The sequence below is a fragment of the Paenibacillus sp. 7516 genome, assembly GCF_002272715.1.
Classification (GTDB): domain Bacteria; phylum Bacillota; class Bacilli; order Paenibacillales; family Paenibacillaceae; genus Paenibacillus; species Paenibacillus illinoisensis_A.
In genome coordinates this window covers 252784-271337 of record NZ_NPBI01000009.1, presented here as the reverse complement: position 1 = coordinate 271337, position 18554 = coordinate 252784, and the positions used below count along the sequence as shown (strand labels likewise).

Here is an 18554-nt window from a genome sequence, read left to right as displayed (position 1 = left end):
GCTGTGAGTGAAATTAAAGTACCTGCAATGGGTGAATCGATTACTGAAGGAACGGTTTCCAGATGGCTTGTCAAAGAAGGCGAAACCGTAAATCAGGGTGACGTTCTTCTGGAGCTGGAAACCGATAAGGTAAATATCGAAATCAGTGCGGAAGAGAGCGGAGTACTCGAGAAAATTATTCGTCAGGAAGGCGAGACTGTTGAAATCGGAGAAACGATTGGTACGCTGGGAGCAGGAACAGGAGGAGGAAGCGGAGCATCCGCTTCCCAGCCGACTGCAGAACAGCAACAGGCTGCGGCCCCAGCTCCAGAAGCAGTGGCAGTAGCAGTAGCAACTCCACCCGTAACTGCAGCTCCGGAATCTTCCGAGAATGGAACCAAAACGGCTTCACCAGCGGCACGCAAGCTTGCTCGCGAGCGCGGCATTGAGCTGGATCAGGTGCAGAGCAAAGACCCAATCGGACGTGTGTATCAGGAAGACGTAAAAAGTCATAACACGCAGACACCGGCTTCAACGCCAGCTCCTGCAAGCAAAGCTCCAGCAAGTGCTCCGGCAGCTGGAGGTTCTACTTATGCTAAGCCGGTTGAACGCCAACGCATGTCCCGTCGCCGGGCTACCATTGCGAAGCGTCTGGTAGAAGCACAGCAAACGGCAGCAATGCTGACAACCTTTAACGAAGTAGACATGACTGCAATCATGGATGTTCGTAAACGTCGTAAGGACAAGTTCAAAGAGAAACATGATATCGGCCTGGGATTCATGTCGTTCTTTACCAAAGCCGTGGTTGGCGCACTGAAAAAATTCCCAACCATCAATGCTGAGATTGATGGGGAAGATGTTGTACTCAAAAAATATTACGATATCGGAATCGCAGTGTCTGCCAAGGAAGGTCTTGTTGTTCCTGTCGTTCGCGACGCAGATCGTCTGGGCTTCGCTGAGATTGAGAAGAGCATTGCGGACCTGGCTTCCAAAGCTCGTTCCAACTCCCTTGCGCTCTCCGACTTGCAGGGCGGTACGTTTACGATTACTAATGGCGGAACCTTTGGTTCTCTGTTGTCTACACCGATCCTGAATACACCTCAAGTGGGTATTCTCGGTATGCATAAGATCCAGCTTCGTCCGGTGGCGATCGACGCAGAGCGCATGGAAAATCGCCCAATGATGTATATCGCATTGTCTTATGATCACCGCATTATCGATGGTAGCGAGGCAGTGCGCTTCCTCGTCACGGTGAAGGAACTGCTGGAAGATCCAGAATCCTTGCTGATCGAAGGATAACACGGACCGAAACAACATTAGCAATCATTATAGATTCACCTAGCAGAAAGCCCCTACCTGAGCACAGTGCAAACTGTGTGCCTCGGTAGGGGCTTTCGTATTGTTATAGCTTTATAAGGAAAGTCAGACCGTATCAGCGAGTGTATCACGAATCTCATTCGTGCTGTCTTGCTCGGAGCCCGGCGTGTGACGCTCTAACCAGTTGACCACATGCAAGCATACTTCTTCACGATTGGTCTCGTGCAGCATCTCGTGCCGTCCTTCGGGATACAGGCGATATTCAACATCCTGAATCTGAAGCTGTCTGTACTGGGAGACCAGGTTATACACACCTTTACCATTCAGTCCAACGGGATCCAGTTCTCCGGAGAACAGATACACTGCTTTATCTTTTGGAATCCGCTTCATGTGTTCAGGCATATGGATTTCCAATAACAGTCTGAAAAAATCACGAAAGAATCCGGCGGTACAGATGGCCCCGCACAATGGATCGTCGATAAATCGTTTTACTTCATCCGCATCACGCGATAGCCAATCAAATGGTGTGTTTGCCGGACGGAAGGAACGGTTAAAGCCGCCAAACACAATGGCATTGAGCAGCATGCTCGGATGTGCCGCACCCTGGATACCACATTGCATGAGTGCGAGTTTTTCGCCAAATCGGAGAAGACCACGCTTCCCATTGGTTCCGGACAAAATAAATGCATGGTAACGTTCATGTCCTGCATACATCAGATGCTGCACCAGGAACGACCCCATACTATGTCCCATCAGAAACAAAGGGACTCCCGGATGTTCCTTGGATGCGACCTCACCGAGATTGATCATATCACTTGCCATCCAGCGAAAGGCGTCTGCTCCGGCATTGCCGAGCAGTTTCGGATTCTCGACAGATTTCCCATGTCCTCGGTGGTCATTGGCGTAGACAGCATATCCGTGACTGGTAAGACACTCGGCGAATTCAACGTATCGTGCTGCGGTCTCGGCCATGCCGTGCGCAATCTGTACTACGCCTCTGACATCGCATTCCGGATCGGGAAGCCAGCGGTAGACATGAATGCGGGTACCTTCATTACCCACAAGGGCAAACGTAGATTCCTGCATCGTGTAACCCCTCCTTCACTGGTTTGATTAAGGTAGATAAGAACGAAGAACTGTCGTATTGCCATCCAGCGTATAAGCTCCAAGATTGGCAGGCAGCAGGTAGCATTGTCCAGCGCTCAATTCAATTTTTTCCTGGGTATCATTGTCCCATTCCAAGGTTCCGTTCCCTTCACAAACGACGAGAATAGTGAAACTGTCAGCATGAGTAGAAAGTTCCCACCGATCCGTAACAATCCCTTTTTCCACGACAAAATAAGGGCATTCCGCCAGCTTCAGCCATTCGCCTGGTGTCGCGTTATTGGTTTTCATTGTGGTAGCACCAGCGCCCTCATAGGCAGTCACATTCAAGGAATCTTCAACATGCAGCTCACGTGGTTTTCCATCCAGTCCTGGGCGATTATAATCGTAGATCCGATAAGTTGTATCTGAATTTTGCTGGATCTCGGCAACGACCACTCCTGCGCACAGAGCATGTACCGTTCCGGCTGGGATGAAGAACGTATCTCCCGCTTCAACCGGTACTTGACGGAGCGTATCCATCACCGTGCCATTCTCCAATGCTTCCTTCAGTACCGCACGATCGACTCCTTCGTTTAAACCATAGATGATGTGCGCTCCCGGTTTCGCGTCCAGCACATACCACATTTCCGTTTTGCCAAGTTCTCCTGGAGGAAGGGCTTCATAATCATCTGTAGGATGAACCTGTACGGATAGATCATCATTGCAGTCCAGCAGTTTGATCAAGAGGGGGAAGCGTCCGCCTTTTTCAGATACACCTTTTGTTCCGAGCCACGAAGTGCCTAGCTGTTCCCGCACTTCATCCAGACCTTTACCAGCAAGTTCGCCATTAATGACTTTGGTTGTACCGTTAGGATGATCTGCAATCATCCATCCTTCTCCAATATGTCCTTCAGGTGGTGTCAGACCGAATTGCTCCAGCGCCCGACCTCCCCATACACGTTCCTTAAACTCGGGTTGAAATTGTAGTGGGTATGGCTTAGACATCGTAATCTCTCCTCTAGTATATGAAGTGGTGAATCACTTTAATCAAATCCATGCCTGTGCATACCGGATTGTATACGGTTGCAGCAGCCAAATATGTAAAGCACGCATCGTCATAGTAAACGAGCCAAGATTAGAGCTTGGCCCATATTTATACACAGTGATGTCGTGCTGTTTAATGTGTTTATTTTATGGCATTTGGAGAGTAAAGGAAATTACTTTTTCTCAATGCCAATCAGAAATGGAGAGGCTGAGCGCTGCAGCTGGCGGTACATAACAACTTGTGCCTGGTCTACAGGCAAAGCCGAACACCAGGCCAGTACTGCATCTGCCTCCTGTGCACCACCCTCATGGCCCGGATACAATACAGCTGTAATTATGCCGCGTGGTCTCAGTAAGCCCAGTGCTGCTTCCAATGCCCCAATCGTGCTGTCCGTTTGAGTAATAACAGAAGCATCCGCACCTTCGGCCGGCAGGTATCCCAAGTTGAACATGACGGCGCCAACTTGGCCCTGCCACTGCTCGGGAACAGCTTCAGCCATTCGGTCATGGCTTAACTCCATCAGGGAGATGGAACCGAGCTTTGATCCGTCTTCCTGTTTACGAATTCGGGCTTGTGCAAGAGTCAGCGCTTCATTTTGGATATCGAAACCGATGACTTGACCGCGTTTGCCAACCTGTTGTGCCAGAAACAGGGTATCCGCACCTGTACCTACTGTGGCATCAATGGCAAAATCCCCGGGCTGCAAACGGGAGGATACCCATTGATGGGCGCAGCTAAGAACCGAGAGAAAGCCCATATTATGCTCCCCTCCAATATTTACCCTGCCATGAATCACGTAAACGTAATTCGCGGTCAATGGAATTCAGCACTTCCCATTTTTTCATGGACCACATCGGTCCAATCAGCAGGTCGCGCGGAGCATCTCCGGTGAGGCGGTGCACAATCATTTCCGGTGGCAGCATCTCGAGTGTATCGACAATCAGTTTGATGTACTCGTCTTGTTCCAGGAATCGAAGAAGCCCGGCTTCATACTGCTTGACCATCGGGGTCTTGCGCATGAGGTGAAGCAGATGGATCTTAATGCCCTGCACATCCATATTGGCTACTGCGCGTCCGGTATCCAGCATCATTTCATGCGTTTCCTGAGGCAAGCCATAGATGATATGTGTACACACGCGTATATTCCGTTTCCGCAGCTTCTCTACGGCCTCTTCATAACATTTCGTATCATGCGCGCGGTTGATGAGCGTTGAGGTAGACTCGTGGATGGTTTGAAGTCCCATTTCAACCCACAGGTAGGTCCGTTCATTCAGTTCGGCCAGATACTCCACAACATCATCAGGCAAACAATCGGGGCGAGTGGCAATAGACAGACCGACGACACCTGGCTGCTGTAAAATCACTTCAAAATACTCACGGAGCTCCTCTACAGGAGCATATGTGTTCGTATACGCCTGGAAATAGCCAATGTATTGGGCCGTAGGCCATTTCAGGTGCTGTTTGTCCCGAATCGTATTAAATTGGGTAACCAGGTCATCCCGCCGGCTGCCGGCAAAATCTCCTGATCCCCGGGCACTGCAGAAAGTACAACCGCCCTTGGCAATTGAACCGTCACGGTTTGGGCAGGTGAATCCTGCGTCAAGCATAACTTTGAACACTTTATTGTTGAACTCGTTTCGCATTTCATAATTCCAGGTGTGGAATCGTTTATCTCCCCAGAAAAGAGGAGGTTGTATTGCAGGTGCATTCATCTTCAGGGTGCTCCTTTGGCTGCCGCATTCCCTCTTGGGAGAGACAGATGTTTATCTATTCACGTGATAGAACGGATCATTAAAATCCGTGTCTCCATGGACTTTAACCATTGTATCAAAAAACGCAAAAAAAGGGGAATTCAAACTCAAAAATAGACTGGTTTATCAAGGTTTTTCGCTTGCTATAGTTTACACCTTGTGTTATATTTAACTTAACGTCAGACAGCATCCAATGGGTACTATTCATCATAGCATTTGAATCAAAATTGACGTCATGGACCATACTAAACCGTGAGGTGATATGAATGAATTCCCAAGTTAAAAACAATAACCTTCATCATGTTTCAGTAGAACTGACGGCAGAAGAGGCACTGGCTTTGACAGGTGTTCGTTTTAATGGCAATCCGAAAGTGGAAGCGGCTGCAAGACAAAAAGTTCGCACAGCTTTCGAAAAGACATTTGATTTTTCACACCAAGATAAGGTAGACTATGAACTATTAAAGTAGTTGGACCCCAATTCCAAATAAATCGAAGAGGGAATCTTTGAGATTTGCCCCAAGTGGCAGATCCGAAGATTCCTTTTTCATTGCTCTTTACAATTGGCCGGTTCTTCGGCAAAATGAGTCTGAGACAAGTATGGACAAACGGAGGAATAAAATGCGTTTACGTGGCAGAAAAGGGATTCGGGAAAATCTGGAGGAGCAAGTGGATCTTGTTGTTCTGGAACCCAAACAGTACAAGGGGAAATGGTCTGAACTGTTTGGCAACGACCATCCGATCTTTGTTGAATTTGGTATGGGTAAAGGTCAATTTATCAGCCAAATGAGTTATAAATATCCGCAATACAATTTTATCGGTATCGATATGTATGATGAATTGGTGCGCCGGGCTAGTGAGAAGGCCCGTAATGCGTGGAGTGAGGCTGATGTAGAAACCCCGCCCAATGTGAAGCTTGTCCTGGCGAACATTGAACAGATCGAGGAAGTGTTCGAAGTGGCTGAACTGGAACGGATCTATCTGAACTTCAGTGACCCATGGCCAAAAGCCAAGCATGCACGCCGTCGTTTGACTCATCCGCGGTTTTTGAAGAAATACACGGAGCTGCTTAACGCCAAGGGCCAAATTCATTTCAAAACTGATTCGGAGACCTTGTTCGAGTTCTCGCTCAACGCGATTGCCGACTATGGTCTGCAGATGACTAATCTGTCCCTGAATCTTCACCGTGATGGATTGAATGAAGAGCATGTCATGACGGAATACGAGCAGAAATTCATGGGCAAAGGCATGAATATTCACCGCGTGGAAGTCATTGTGGGTGAAGAGGCGCTGCGTGAGTATCACGCAATGCGTCTGGACAAGTACAAAGTACGTGAAGCTTCGGATGATTCCGGAGAAGACCAAGAATAAAATGCATAAGCGGCACATGGAGGAGAGACTCATCACTTCGTGTGCCGCTTTTTTTGATGTTTCTTCTTCAAGATCATTAGAAGATATCGATATCGTTACATTTGCTCGGAACGCAGTCCCTTGCGACGATAATCATTTGGGGTCACCCCATTGAATTTTTTGAACATGCGATAGAAGTAGGAGCTGTTGGTGAACCCCGTTTTCTCTGCAATGTCTGCAACCGAATTCTCGGTCTCAATCAGCAGATGCTGGGCTTTGATGATTCGTGTCTCGTTAATCACATCCGTTAGTCCTTTTAACGTGAGTTGTTTATACAGCCTGCTGATATAGATGGGTGACATGGTGAGTTCCTCAGCAATGGAGGTGAGACAGAGATTGGTGTCGGCATAGTCCCGTTCGATAATGCTGTTAATTCGGCGTAGGAGCTCTTCATGCCTCAGGGTTCGTTTCTCTTCCACTTTCAATCCTAATTCATCAAATAGACGATAGAAATGGGCATGGACTTCACCGAGTTCCTCCGCTTCATGGAGAGGAAGCATTGCAGCGTCCGAGATCGTGTTCAGTGTAAGCTGGTTATTTTTCTTAAGCGTATTGCGTACGTGGTTCAGTGTCATCGTCAGATGGGACAGAGCCAACTGGAATACGGTAAAAGGGTATGCTGCCGTTTCATCCACAATATCGGTATAGATCTGTTTGGCTTCGCATGTTTTGCCTGTCATGAGGCAATCAATAAGCTGTCGCTCTTTACTTGCCGGAAATGCATATTCCTTGGCCTGATACGCCATGATGTCGGTTGTGTACAGCAGGCAGCCCGGACCGCTGAATAATCGGTGCAGGGAAGCCTCCGCTGAGTGGGGGTAGCCGGCGATCGCAGCCTCGAAAGAGTCTTCCTCAGGCCCGACGGTAAACGAAACGGAGCATTTCAGATGCAGCATTACCGCATCCTGCAGCATACGCAGTAGTTCCTCCATATCTTCCTCTGCTTCCTGTGCATTTTGCTGATCCGAATTTTTGTGATTGAAAAGAAGGCTGATCATGTCCCCGCCCATATCGAGGGTTTCCGTGTGGTAGCGAAATTCCGCCGATTCCATGCAAATGTTCATCATCGCATATTTTACCAGCTTGATATCGTCCCGGTAGGTTTCGCAAAAATCGGCAAAGCGATCTATACGCAGCAATACCAGTCTGGACGGACGATGAACCTGGACAGACGAACCATAAAACTTCATGCGCTCTTCCAAAATCCCCCCGGAGACTGTCTCTCGCCCCTGTAAAGCACCGCGCAAAAAATCCTGACGCAAGATGTGCAGACTGCCACGACGCTCGGCTTCCATAACTCGCATTCGAACAATGACTTTATCAATGGGATGATATAACTTCCGAGAAACCAGGTAAGAGAGCAGCAGTCCCGCAATAAGCAAGCCCAGACAAAACAGGACGGTGTGCGTGCGCATGCTGCGAATATCAGCAGTGATCAGATGATCAGGTGTAATTCGTACATAACGCCATCCCAAATTATCAGGTGTGGTATAGGTGATAAGTGATTTTTCCCCGTCAACGTCAGCGGTAAAGTAGGCAGATTGCTCCGTATTTTGCAGAATGGGATGCATGAAGGCTTCCTTGGATAGATCCTGCATGATCGTGCGATCTCCAAAATCGGACAGCAGCTGTCCGTTTTCGTTGATAATAAATGTTTTACCCGGCTGATCCACTGCATTAATGTTGGGACTTAACCAATCGTCCTTGATATTGACTACGACTGCGTAGTTTAATTCGGCATTATCATTGATGGTGTCATAGCAGAGATAGGTGTAACTATTCACTTCAACTTCTTCTGTGGAACCAACCTGGTAAGTACGCGGAATCGGAACAAAGGGTTTGTATTCATGAAATCGCTGGAGGATATCCTTAATGCCTTGATCGTCTAATTCGGCTAGGGATTGCTGACCATTACGTGTTTCTGAGCTGATAAAGAATTCGTTGCTTTTGGAGTTATATACATAGATGGATTCGATAAAGGGAAGGGACATGCGGTAGTTATCGAGCTGCTCCATGGCTGGAGTGACTTCATAAATGCTTGGTTTAGAGTAAAGGAGAAGTGCAGAGATGCTGTAGTCCTGATAAATCTGATAAGACAAGGATTTGGCCGTTTCGGTCATTTTGGATACTTCCCGGCTGGTCTGTGTGAGACTGTTCATATCGGTGCGATAGACCTGGCGGAGAGCGATGCGATTGTAGTTGACGTAGAGAATGGCAGAAGCGACGAGCAGGGTAGCAACGGTACTGACAATGATGCCAATCAGTATCCGAGAAAATACGTTTTGACTGTCATCCGAACGTTTGCGCATCAATCAGTTCCCCCTGAACATCTGCATTTTGGGTGAAAAAACTTCATTTCACAGCGTTACGCTCTGTTTCACAGCAGGCCGCTTTGCATGAGGATAGGCATTCAAATTATATATCATGTATGCGTTTACATCAATATTGTACAAGGTGTAAAAGGTTGTTTCAGTACATATCGTTCAACTTTCGCTGAATTGTTCACGATGCCCAGGTTATGCACGATATCAACATTTGTGAACGTACTGGAGTTCTTTTCAGTGTTGGTTCACATTGTTCATATCCGGTTTGGCAATATCGTTCATTTTCCGGCGGGAAGCTTCAGTATCCGGGAGCGGAAAGGGCGTCTACACTAAAAACAGAGCTCCACGGCGCAACCGCGCTGCAAGAAATCCGGGAGGGATCGAGCCATGCTCAAAGAATTGAACAAAAACAAAATCATGTTTCTGATGCTGCTGCCTACACTAATCTTTTTTCTCATTAACTCGTATTTTCCGATGGTGGGTATCTACTATGCGTTTACCCGGTACGACTTTGAAGGCGGACTATTCGGCAGTCCATTCGTAGGGCTGGAAAACTTCAAGTTTCTCTGGCAGTCCGGCATGCTGCTGAAGCTTACGACCAATACGGTGGGTTATAACCTGGCTTTTATTATACTGGGAAACGGACTCGCCATTTTCTGTGCCATTATGTTAAGTGAAGTCCGTGGCAAGCTCTTTAAGAAAATTACGCAATCCGTGATGTTCTTACCGTATTTCATCTCATTTGTACTACTAAGTGTAATCGCTTACAACATGTTCAACTATGAATCCGGTTTTGTGAACACAGTACTCAAACGCTTTGAAGCCGGCCCGATTGATATTTATAACACGCCCTGGATATGGGTGTTCCTGATCATTATCTTTTACCTATGGAAGAATCTTGGCTACAGTATGGTAATCTATCTGGCGGCCATTACCGGGATCAGTGACGAGTATTATGAGGCTGCCCGCATGGATGGAGCGAATATTTTTCAGCGTATCTGGTATATCACCGTTCCCATGCTGAAACCGACCTTTGTCATTCTGCTACTGTTCTCTCTGGGGAGCATTATGAAGGGACAATTTGATCTCTTTTATCAGCTTATCGGGAATAACGGTGTGCTGTATAACGCCACAGACATCATTGATACGTACGTGTATCGCTCCCTGAAAGTGACCTTTGATATCGGGATGGCTACCGCAGCAGGCTTGTACCAGTCTCTATTCGGCTTCATTCTAATCATGACCGTGAATTACATCATCCGAAAAGTGAATGAGGATTACGCCTTGTTCTAAACCGCCTACCGGGCAGAAGGGAGAACCATCATGCATACTACCCGTGCCAGAGATTCAGAATTTACCTTGCTGTTTCAGATCATCGCCTATGGCGTCATTCTGATTTTGTCCATCATGTGTCTGCTGCCTTTTCTTCTAATCCTATCTGGCTCGTTCAGCAGCAATGAATCGATTGTAAGAGATGGATATCATCTCTTTCCAACAGACTTTTCCCTGGAAGGCTATCAAATGGTGTTCAAATTCCCTACTCAAGTGCTGAAAGCATACGGAGTGACTGTCTTTACAACCGTTGTAGGGACTGCGCTCGGACTGTTCCTCATTACGATGGCGGGCTTCGTACTGCAGCGCAAAGATTTTAAATACCGCAATACCTTCTCTTTCTTCATTTACTTCACTACGCTATTTGGCGGTGGGTTGGTGCCTTGGTACATTATGCTGGCAAATTACTTCAATCTGACGGATACGTACACCGTACTGATTTTCCCTGGATTGATGACACCATTTCTCATCATTTTGATGAAAAACTTTATCCGCTCTGCTGTTCCGGATGAACTGGTTGAATCCGCCAAAATGGATGGCGCGAATGATTTCCGCATTTACTTCAGCATTGTATTGAAACTGGCGATGCCCGGGATCGCAACCGTAGGTTTGTTTTTAGCCCTCGGATACTGGAATGATTGGTTTACTTCGTCTCTGTTCATTAACAACCCGGATATGTATCAGCTGCAGTTTTACCTGTATAACACGATGAATACGATTACTTTCATTGATCAGATGGCTATCGGCACGGGAATTACGCTCAGCCAGGATGTGCCTACGGAATCAACCAAGATGGCCATGGCGATTGTGGTGACGGGCCCCATTCTGTTCCTATACCCGTTTGTACAGCGCTATTTTGTCAAAGGTCTTACGATTGGTGCGGTAAAAGGTTAGAACGTGAAGAAGCTCGGGGCGACAGCCAGTTATTCGTTTACTTCTGCTCGCGTCTGGCAGTTTACGCTAACATATAAGGTTTCCTACAAAAGGGAGGATGCATATGCGCAACAAAATAATTCGTCACCTGTCTCTGGTGCTGGCCCTGATGATGTTGGCCGGGGTATTAGCCGCGTGTAATAACGGATCTGGGGGATCGGTGCAAGGGAGCAAGGAGGGCGCTTCATCGACAGACAAAGGCGAGAAGGTGACCCTGCAGTTTTACATGCTTGGGGACGCGCCCAAAGACTTGCCTGTTATTGAATCCGAGATTAACAAACTTGCTGAGGCTGATCTGAACGTCAACGTAAAATTCAACTACACTTCCTGGACGGATTGGGATCAGAAATATAAGCTGCTTCTGTCTTCTGGCCAGCCGATTGACCTGATTTTCACTGCGGACTGGACATTCTATCAATCGTATGCCAAAAAAGGAGCATTCCTGCCGCTCGACGAGCTGCTGCCGAAGGCTGCACCAACATTGAAATCCCACGTACCTGATGATATGTGGAACGCTGTTAAAATCAATGAAAAAATCTATACTGTGCCTTCGACCTGGATCGAGTATGTCACAGAAGGAATTGCTTACCGTGAGGACCTGCGTGAAAAGTATAATTTGCCCAAACCAGAATCCCTAGAGACGCTCGAAGCTTATCTTGAAGGGATCAAAGCCAATGAACCGAACATGATTCCGATCGCGGACAACAATTCCAATCACACTCATGGCATCCGTCAGTTAACCTCCAAATTGGTGAATACGGCTGGTCAGCTCCCTTACGGGCTTGATATTATGTACGATTCGCCGTCAACCATCACGTCCTATTGGGGATCAGCCCAGCACCTGGAGGATCTGAAAACGTACAAACGTTGGATGGATAAAGGGTTTTTCCCGAAAAACGTGCTGAACGTAAAGGACACATCGAATTCACTGCTGCAAAATGGCAAGGCGGCTGTTGTGCTATCAGGCGAGAACCCGAACAAGTTTAATGCGGATGTGATCAAAGTCCAATCTACACATCCCGAATGGAAGCTGGGATACTTCGCTTATCCGAATGCCAAAGGTTTTGCACAGCCGGTTCATCCGATTCACAATGGATTCGCCATACCGCGAAGCAGCAAAAATCCGGAAAAGGCACTCGCTTTTTATGAGAAGCTGGTAACAGACAAACGTTACAACTGGCTTACGGAATACGGTGTAGAAGGCAAGAACTTTGAAGTTCAGGATGGCTACTACAAAATGGTGGGCGATGCTCAGACCAATGGATTCCCGCGTGAGGGCATGAATGGCTGGGCCTGGCGGAATCCGGACTTTATGCTCTATGATAAAACGTTCGACGACGTACTCGCCATGTTCGAGGAGCTGGACAAAATCAAGAAGCCGGATATCTTTACCGGATTTGCGGAGGATTGGACACCGTTTCAGGCGGAGAAGGCTGCGCTTGAGCAAGTGGAGAAACAGTATCTGTACCCACTGAACGTTGGTTTGGTTGCAGACGTTGAAGCAGGCTTGAATACATTTATGGAAAAAGCTAAGCAGGCAGGGCTAGATAAAATACAAGCTGAGTATACCAAACAATGGCAGGAATATTTGAAATCGGCGGGCATTCAGTAGTTTGTATTTATTTCGTTTTATAATAGATAAGAAAAAAGGTACCTTCAGATTGAAGGCACCTTTTTTCTATGCATAAGTGTATGCGGCTTGTTTATCGAACTTTTGATCATAATCTGGCCTGATCAGCCTGGAACGGCCGCAGGTCCAGAAGATCAATGATGCTTTGTGCACTTTCCATCGGACGATATTTGGCGATCTGTGCCAAATGACGTTTGCGTTTGCGGACGATGTCGGGATATTTATGTAACAATTTATTCATCCATTTAACCACGACATCAAGCGAAGTGATCGGTTCGCCCAGTCCTCTAGCGGTAAAATATTGAACGTTCTCTTCCTCCTGACCCGGAATGGGATTATGGAACAACATCGGAATACCTTTGGCGAGTCCTTCCGTGCATGTCATTCCACCAGGCTTGGTTATCAGCAGATCGGAAACTTCCATTAGCTTATCCACTTCTTTGGTGTATCCGATAATGTGAATATTTTCTTTCCGGTACTCTGGGTTCTGTTCCATGCTGATCCGGATTTTGTCATTGCGTCCGAGACAGAAGATGATCTGAATGTCGTTATGCCAGCGAGTCAGAAGCTTATTGACCACTTCATCGCTGAGCATTCCCCAGCCGCCGCCCATGACAAGAACGGTGGGCATATCTTTCAGATTAAACTTGGCGCGAATCTCATCCCGGCCAGGATGCTCCCAAAAGTTGGGGTGTACCGGAATGCCGGTAACTCGTATTTTGTCCACGGAAACTCCGCGCAGGATCAATTTGGACTTGACCTCTTCTGTAGATACCAGATACAAGTCCACTTCGGGACTGATCCAAGTGCCATGCGCATCGTAATCGGTAATGACCGTGCAGAGTGGCACTTGTACACCGAGGCGCTTTAATCTGGATATGACGGCACTTGGGATGGGGTGCGTACATACAATGGCATTTGGACGAAGCTGACGTACGACACTACGTGTATGTGTGTAAAACAGCTTGTGCAATGCGAGTGTAGTCAATCGGTTCAAAGACTTTTTATATTGATGCCTGTATACGTATCCGACAAGTTTGGGCTGGTTGGTTACCGTTTTTTTGTATGCCGTGATAATAAGTGGTGCGACCCTGGGGTTAAGGAAACTACCCAGTTCGAGCACTTTGGTCTGTACTTCCGGAGAGAGCTTTCTCAAACTGCTGGACAGTGCATAAGCGGCTTGTGTATGACCGGCTCCAAAGCCTTCGGAAAGTAGTAATACTCGTTTTTTCTCCACGCTTGCTTCACCTGTTCCTGCTAGGTTTTCCTTAGTCTAACATATCTGCTTTAGGACCATAATGCAACTGTCGCAAGTGCGACTAAAGTACCGATTGTGGCACCTGCAAGCACATCCGAAGGATAGTGCAAACCCAAGTAAATTCGAGAGAATCCGACAATCAGTGCAACCGGCAGCAGCGTCACCAGCAAAATAGGTTCCATAGTCATAAACGGAACGGTTACCGAGAAGACAGCGGTTGTATGCCCAGAAGGAAATGAGTGGTCCGTCAGGGGATTGCGGAATGTGATCGTTTCCGGCATGGCCAGATATGGCCGAATGCGAGGATACAACCGTTTCGCGATTGCTACGGGAATATGGCTCACAGCCAGAGCGATACATGCCTGTAGGCCTGTCGTATTCCAAGGGGCTGGAGCGAGCAGCCATATCAATAAGGATACGGCAATAGAAAATGTTGCTCCGCCCAGATGGGTGAGATAGTACAGCCAAAAATTCATAAATCGATTATGAAGTCGACCATTAATCCACATAAACACATTGCGATCGTACGCTTGAAACTTAACGAATAAACGGCTCATATTGGCCTCCTGCCAGTCAGGCCGCCCGAATTGGCGGCAGTATTTCCGGTATGTTTCCTGTGTCCGGTGTTGTCCTGATTACTATATAACCGTTTTTCGTGAAGTTCAGGTTATTTCAGGTATATGTTTATCATATTTTTAAATGTTGTCCTTTTCAAGAAGAAGACATGTGAACAACGTAAAATTCATGTTAAAGAGTGGTTAATCATCCAACTTAACTTTTTGACTCGGACGAGCTAAAAAAGATACAATGATTCAACATGGCTGAAATGAGGTTAAAAAAATGTGAGTTTTGTATTGAACTTTTTGGTGTTCGTTTGCGTTATTTTTTGTATAGCCTCTGGTTGGACAGTACTGGGTAATGAAAAAAGCAGGGACTTTAGAAATAAAAATCAAGCAAACGGCTGAAAATAAGATATAACAGGCATGAATGCGAGGGCGCAGTATCACGAACTGCCAATTCAGCGTTTAATGTTCACATTTCTGCTTTAGGAAGTGAAATTGCGGTTTTGACAAATAGCTGAAAAGCATCCAAAATCGATAAAGCAGCCAAATTGGAAGCAACCATGCTTGAAATACTTGCGTAGTAAACAAAAGACCAGGGTCATATTCTGCACATTACAAAAAAACAAAGATGCAGAATCAGGTAGAGAAACGCTAAAGTAAACAGGGTTTGAAAAAAAGGGGGTAACAGAGAACGATGTTGGACGCTATATTCGTCACGATGCAGGTCATTCTGGCACTGCTAGCCGTGTACCAATTCACGTTTTCGCTGTTCGGTCTGTATAAGAAAAAGAAGAAGAAACATTATCCTGCCACAAAATCTTTCGCTGTACTCGTGGCAGCACACAATGAAGAGCAGGTCATCGGAGCGTTGATGGAGAACCTGAAACAACTCGATTATCCGGAAGATCTGTACGATGTGTTCGTTATCTGTGATAACTGTACGGATGGTACAGCTCAAATCGTCAGAGATCATGGCTTGAATGCATGTGTGCGTACAAATGCCGATCTCAGAGGTAAAGGTTACGCCATTGAGTGGATGCTCAAATATCTGTGGAAATTGCCGCGTCAGTATGACGCCGTTGTTATGTTTGATGCTGACAACCTGGTTGATCGCAATTTCTTGCTTGAGATGAATAACGACTTGTGTAACGGTTCGCGTGTTATTCAAGGATATATCGATACGAAAAATCCGGAAGATTCCTGGATTACTGCAGCATACGGCGTATCGTACTGGTACATTAACCGTTTGTGGCAGTTGTCGCGTCATAACCTGAACATGGCCAACTTCCTTGGCGGTACAGGAATGTGCTTTGAAACGAATTTGCTGAAGGAAATCGGCTGGGGTGCGACTAGCCTGGTCGAGGACTTGGAGTTTACAATGCGTAGTGTGCAGCGTAACGTGTATCCCGTGTTTAACTATGATGCAAAAGTATTTGATGAGAAGCCTTTGACATTCAAAGCTTCAGCAAGACAACGTCTGCGCTGGATGCAAGGTCACTTTACGGTAGCGCGGAGATATTTCTTCCCGCTGTTGTGGCAAAGTATCAAGGAAAGAAGCCTGGTCAAGTTCGACCTAGCCGTATATGGTGCCAACGTATACGTTGTATTACTGACATTCCTGATGACAGCAGTTATGTGGGTGGATACAGCCGTATTCAGCGGACCGCATATTGCCAACATCTACGGATACTTCCCATTATGGGTAGGCTTCGTGGCCATTGGTTTGAACATTCTGACATTCCTCTTGTCGATGGCACTGGAGAAGGTCACTTTTGCGAAAGTTTATTTGTATCTGATTGTATTCCCGATCTATCTGCTATCGTGGTATCCGATTACGTTCTACGCGTTCTTCACGCAGAACAACAAACAATGGAGCCATACCCAGCATACACGTGTTGTACGTTTGGATGAGGTGCAGAGCAAGCAAGGGTAAGAGTGTTTCTGGCTAAGCACACCATGTATATAGTGAAAATGTTTCAAAGGTGTTGACTATAGCCGAACATGATGTTATAGTATTCAAGTGCGTTAAATGAATAGCAATGGAATCACAAGCAGAAGTCCGACTTCTCACCTGACCAACATTGATGTTGGCTGGTCAACGATCCCAATAATTTATGAAGTGTATACTCATGAAGAATTGTGTTGATTACAGGGATGTCGGTAGCTTGACCGGCATCCCTTTTATTTTTGTTTAACAGTATTCAAAATGACCTGGAGGTGGACGGTTATTAGTAAAGATCACATGATTAATGATGAGATTCGGGCGAAGGAAGTGCGCCTTGTCGGAGCTGAAGGAGAACAAATTGGGATCAAGCCCATTCGGGAAGCACTGCAAATGGCGATTGATCTGAACTTGGATCTGGTCAATGTGGCACCACAGGCTAAACCGCCGGTATGCCGCATCATGGACTATGGCAAGTTCCGCTATGAGCAACAAAAGAAAGACAAAGAAGCCCGTAAGAACCAGAAAATTGTTGACATTAAAGAAGTATGGTTCCGTTCCAATATTGAGGAGCACGATTATCAAACGAAGCTTCGTAATGTAGTTAAGTTTTTGAAAGAAGGCGACAAGGTTAAGTGTTCTGTTCGTTATCGCGGACGTGAAATTGCCCATGCCGCCATTGGTCAACGGATTCTGGAGCGCGTTAAGGTGGAAGTGGCAGAACTGTGCACCATCGAGCGCCAACCAAAATTGGAAGGCCGCAGTATGATCATGATTCTGGCTCCTAAAGCCTGATAACATTGGAGGAGGAAACACAAAATGCCTAAAATGAAAACACACAGCAGTTTGAAAGGACGCTTCAAAATTACCGGTTCCGGTAAAGTCCTTCGTTACAAAGCACACAAAAACCACTTGCTTTCCCACAAATCAAAACGTGCTAAGCGCGTTCTGAACGGCAACCCAGTAATGGCAGCCGGGGACGTAAGACGTTTGAAACAAGGTTTGGCTAACTTGAAATAGTACATCCGTATGGGGGATCGGCTTAGGCCATACACATACCACGGATACATTTAATATTTATTTGGGAGGTTCTTTAATATGGCAAGAGTAAAAGGCGGTTTTGTAGTACGTCGTCGTCATAAAAAGGTTTTGAAACTGGCAAGAGGTTATTTCGGTTCCAAACACCGCATTTTTAAAACAGCTAACGAGCAAGTAATGAAATCCCTGGTTTACGCATACCGTGACCGTCGCAACACTAAACGTAACTTCCGCAGACTGTGGATCGTTCGTATTAATGCAGCAGCACGTCAAAACGGTTTGTCTTACAACAAACTGATCCATGGATTGAAACTTGCTGGAGTGGACATGAACCGCAAAATGTTGGCTGATCTGGCCGTTAACGACATCAATGCGTTCAACTCTTTGGCTACTGTAGCTAAAGGCAAAATCAACGCTTAAATTGTAACATGCAAGCCGCCGTACCTTATGGCGGCTTTTTTTACGCCAGAAAGTGTGGACGAATACACCGGGGTCCGGGAGGACAAACTTAGATTGGATGCGGTTGACAGCTATCAGGCCTCTGGCAGATACATAAAAACCGAACGTTCATATAATGCAAATGAAATCTAGGAGTTACTGGCTAAAGGTGATAATGATGGTATATTTTTGTTATGTAACATCACATCGTTGTAACGTTAGCGTGTTAAACTGCTAAAATTTTAAGCGTTTTCAACAATAAAAGTCTAAAAATATGTGATTTTTAGTCATGAAACATCTGGATTTTAACACTGGTTGAATGTATAATCACCTCTAGTAGGCTAGTCCTAAACTTTTCTCTCCTAGTCATAATGTTCGGTTTTTCGGCAGATGATCCGGTAAAGTTATGGTGTGAATGTACTCTTTATGTCGAAGAAACCATACATTCCGCTTAAAAGTCATATCAGACATCTGTTCATCGTCCAATATCGACCCGGGTAGGAATTAGGTA

General features: G+C 46.4%; 17 protein-coding genes. 10 read left to right on the top strand and 7 right to left on the bottom strand.

Annotated features, from left to right (window positions below):
- Window positions 1–3: 3 nt before the first annotated feature.
- Window positions 4–1278: a 2-oxoglutarate dehydrogenase complex dihydrolipoyllysine-residue succinyltransferase gene (odhB, locus tag CHI14_RS10335; protein WP_095288350.1), complete on the top strand. Its 1275-nt coding sequence runs from the start codon at window positions 4–6 to the stop codon at window positions 1276–1278.
- Between the two features lie 123 nt (window positions 1279–1401).
- On the opposite strand, the gene CHI14_RS10330 is transcribed toward odhB, so the two are convergent.
- The 4 genes from CHI14_RS10330 to mnmL all read right to left on the bottom strand — a co-directional run bounded on the left by CHI14_RS10330 (window position 1402) and on the right by mnmL (window position 5139).
- Window positions 1402–2382, bottom strand: coding sequence for an alpha/beta fold hydrolase (locus tag CHI14_RS10330; protein ID WP_095288349.1), 981 nt, complete (start codon window positions 2380–2382; stop codon window positions 1402–1404).
- Between the two features lie 27 nt (window positions 2383–2409).
- Window positions 2410–3387: a type I phosphomannose isomerase catalytic subunit gene (locus CHI14_RS10325; RefSeq protein ID WP_095288348.1), complete on the bottom strand. Its 978-nt coding sequence runs from the start codon at window positions 3385–3387 to the stop codon at window positions 2410–2412.
- 212 nt (window positions 3388–3599) lie between these two features.
- Window positions 3600–4184 carry a tRNA 5-(aminomethyl)-2-thiouridylate-methyltransferase MnmM gene (gene mnmM, locus CHI14_RS10320; RefSeq protein WP_095288347.1) on the bottom strand — a complete coding sequence of 195 codons (585 nt, stop codon included), beginning with the start codon at window positions 4182–4184 and terminating at the stop codon, window positions 3600–3602.
- Window position 4185: 1 nt separating this feature from the next.
- Window positions 4186–5139 (bottom strand): tRNA modification radical SAM protein MnmL/YtqA, encoded by a 954-nt coding sequence (mnmL, locus tag CHI14_RS10315; RefSeq protein WP_095288346.1) that lies wholly within the window; start codon window positions 5137–5139, stop codon window positions 4186–4188.
- 305 nt (window positions 5140–5444) lie between these two features.
- Between mnmL and CHI14_RS10310 the strand changes: the two genes are divergently transcribed.
- Both CHI14_RS10310 and trmB read left to right on the top strand, forming a co-directional pair.
- Window positions 5445–5645: a hypothetical protein gene (locus CHI14_RS10310; RefSeq protein WP_095288345.1), complete on the top strand. Its 201-nt coding sequence runs from the start codon at window positions 5445–5447 to the stop codon at window positions 5643–5645.
- Window positions 5646–5796: 151 nt separating this feature from the next.
- Complete coding sequence (gene trmB / locus CHI14_RS10305) at window positions 5797–6546, top strand: tRNA (guanosine(46)-N7)-methyltransferase TrmB (protein ID WP_095288344.1); 750 nt, start codon at window positions 5797–5799, stop codon at window positions 6544–6546.
- 95 nt (window positions 6547–6641) lie between these two features.
- On the opposite strand, the gene CHI14_RS10300 is transcribed toward trmB, so the two are convergent.
- Window positions 6642–8894 carry an AraC family transcriptional regulator gene (locus CHI14_RS10300; RefSeq protein WP_095288343.1) on the bottom strand — a complete coding sequence of 751 codons (2253 nt, stop codon included), beginning with the start codon at window positions 8892–8894 and terminating at the stop codon, window positions 6642–6644.
- A gap of 402 nt (window positions 8895–9296) precedes the next feature.
- Here CHI14_RS10300 and CHI14_RS10295 point away from each other — a divergent pair, with 402 nt between their 5' ends.
- The 3 genes from CHI14_RS10295 to CHI14_RS10285 all read left to right on the top strand — a co-directional run bounded on the left by CHI14_RS10295 (window position 9297) and on the right by CHI14_RS10285 (window position 12786).
- Window positions 9297–10202 carry an ABC transporter permease gene (locus CHI14_RS10295; protein ID WP_095288342.1) on the top strand — a complete coding sequence of 302 codons (906 nt, stop codon included), beginning with the start codon at window positions 9297–9299 and terminating at the stop codon, window positions 10200–10202.
- Between the two features lie 30 nt (window positions 10203–10232).
- Window positions 10233–11135 (top strand): carbohydrate ABC transporter permease, encoded by a 903-nt coding sequence (locus CHI14_RS10290; RefSeq protein WP_095288341.1) that lies wholly within the window; start codon window positions 10233–10235, stop codon window positions 11133–11135.
- Window positions 11136–11232: 97 nt separating this feature from the next.
- On the top strand, window positions 11233–12786 hold the full coding sequence (locus CHI14_RS10285; RefSeq protein WP_481856398.1) for an ABC transporter substrate-binding protein: 1554 nt from the start codon (window positions 11233–11235) through the stop codon (window positions 12784–12786).
- A gap of 106 nt (window positions 12787–12892) precedes the next feature.
- Here the strand turns inward: CHI14_RS10285 and CHI14_RS10280 are convergent, their stop codons facing one another.
- A complete protein-coding gene (locus CHI14_RS10280) occupies window positions 12893–14041 on the bottom strand; it encodes an MGDG synthase family glycosyltransferase (protein WP_095288339.1) in 1149 nt (382 codons plus the stop codon).
- Between the two features lie 50 nt (window positions 14042–14091).
- Entirely contained in the window at window positions 14092–14619 is a 528-nt protein-coding gene (locus CHI14_RS10275) for a phosphatase PAP2 family protein (RefSeq protein WP_095288338.1), read from the bottom strand.
- Window positions 14620–15319: 700 nt separating this feature from the next.
- Here CHI14_RS10275 and CHI14_RS10270 point away from each other — a divergent pair.
- The 4 genes from CHI14_RS10270 (at window position 15320) to rplT (ending at window position 18025) form a co-directional block, all read left to right on the top strand.
- A complete protein-coding gene (locus CHI14_RS10270) occupies window positions 15320–16558 on the top strand; it encodes a glycosyltransferase family 2 protein (protein ID WP_095288337.1) in 1239 nt (412 codons plus the stop codon).
- Window positions 16559–16867: 309 nt separating this feature from the next.
- On the top strand, window positions 16868–17362 hold the full coding sequence (infC, locus tag CHI14_RS10265; RefSeq protein WP_110821116.1) for a translation initiation factor IF-3: 495 nt from the start codon (window positions 16868–16870) through the stop codon (window positions 17360–17362).
- A gap of 24 nt (window positions 17363–17386) precedes the next feature.
- Entirely contained in the window at window positions 17387–17587 is a 201-nt protein-coding gene (gene rpmI, locus CHI14_RS10260) for a 50S ribosomal protein L35 (RefSeq protein ID WP_062320217.1), read from the top strand.
- A 78-nt stretch (window positions 17588–17665) separates the two neighbouring features.
- Window positions 17666–18025 (top strand): 50S ribosomal protein L20, encoded by a 360-nt coding sequence (gene rplT, locus CHI14_RS10255; protein WP_095288335.1) that lies wholly within the window; start codon window positions 17666–17668, stop codon window positions 18023–18025.
- The last annotated feature ends 529 nt before the right edge of the window (window positions 18026–18554 follow it).

What these genes read in the sequence shown, in the direction of transcription:
- CHI14_RS10275 (WP_095288338.1), bottom strand. Translation starts at nt 14,619, where the DNA reads ATGAGCCGTTTATTCGTTAAGTTTCAAGCGTACGATCGCAATGTGTTT.
- rplT (WP_095288335.1), top strand. Translation starts at nt 17,666, where the DNA reads ATGGCAAGAGTAAAAGGCGGTTTTGTAGTACGTCGTCGTCATAAAAAG.
- CHI14_RS10290 (WP_095288341.1), top strand. Translation starts at nt 10,233, where the DNA reads ATGCATACTACCCGTGCCAGAGATTCAGAATTTACCTTGCTGTTTCAG.
- CHI14_RS10295 (WP_095288342.1), top strand. Translation starts at nt 9,297, where the DNA reads ATGCTCAAAGAATTGAACAAAAACAAAATCATGTTTCTGATGCTGCTG.
- mnmM (WP_095288347.1), bottom strand. Translation starts at nt 4,184, where the DNA reads ATGGGCTTTCTCTCGGTTCTTAGCTGCGCCCATCAATGGGTATCCTCC.
- CHI14_RS10325 (WP_095288348.1), bottom strand. Translation starts at nt 3,387, where the DNA reads ATGTCTAAGCCATACCCACTACAATTTCAACCCGAGTTTAAGGAACGT.
- CHI14_RS10300 (WP_095288343.1), bottom strand. Translation starts at nt 8,894, where the DNA reads ATGCGCAAACGTTCGGATGACAGTCAAAACGTATTTTCTCGGATACTG.
- rpmI (WP_062320217.1), top strand. Translation starts at nt 17,387, where the DNA reads ATGCCTAAAATGAAAACACACAGCAGTTTGAAAGGACGCTTCAAAATT.
- CHI14_RS10285 (WP_481856398.1), top strand. Translation starts at nt 11,233, where the DNA reads ATGCATATGCGCAACAAAATAATTCGTCACCTGTCTCTGGTGCTGGCC.
- infC (WP_110821116.1), top strand. Translation starts at nt 16,868, where the DNA reads ATGATTAATGATGAGATTCGGGCGAAGGAAGTGCGCCTTGTCGGAGCT.
- CHI14_RS10270 (WP_095288337.1), top strand. Translation starts at nt 15,320, where the DNA reads ATGTTGGACGCTATATTCGTCACGATGCAGGTCATTCTGGCACTGCTA.
- CHI14_RS10310 (WP_095288345.1), top strand. Translation starts at nt 5,445, where the DNA reads ATGAATTCCCAAGTTAAAAACAATAACCTTCATCATGTTTCAGTAGAA.
- trmB (WP_095288344.1), top strand. Translation starts at nt 5,797, where the DNA reads ATGCGTTTACGTGGCAGAAAAGGGATTCGGGAAAATCTGGAGGAGCAA.
- CHI14_RS10330 (WP_095288349.1), bottom strand. Translation starts at nt 2,382, where the DNA reads ATGCAGGAATCTACGTTTGCCCTTGTGGGTAATGAAGGTACCCGCATT.
- mnmL (WP_095288346.1), bottom strand. Translation starts at nt 5,139, where the DNA reads ATGAATGCACCTGCAATACAACCTCCTCTTTTCTGGGGAGATAAACGA.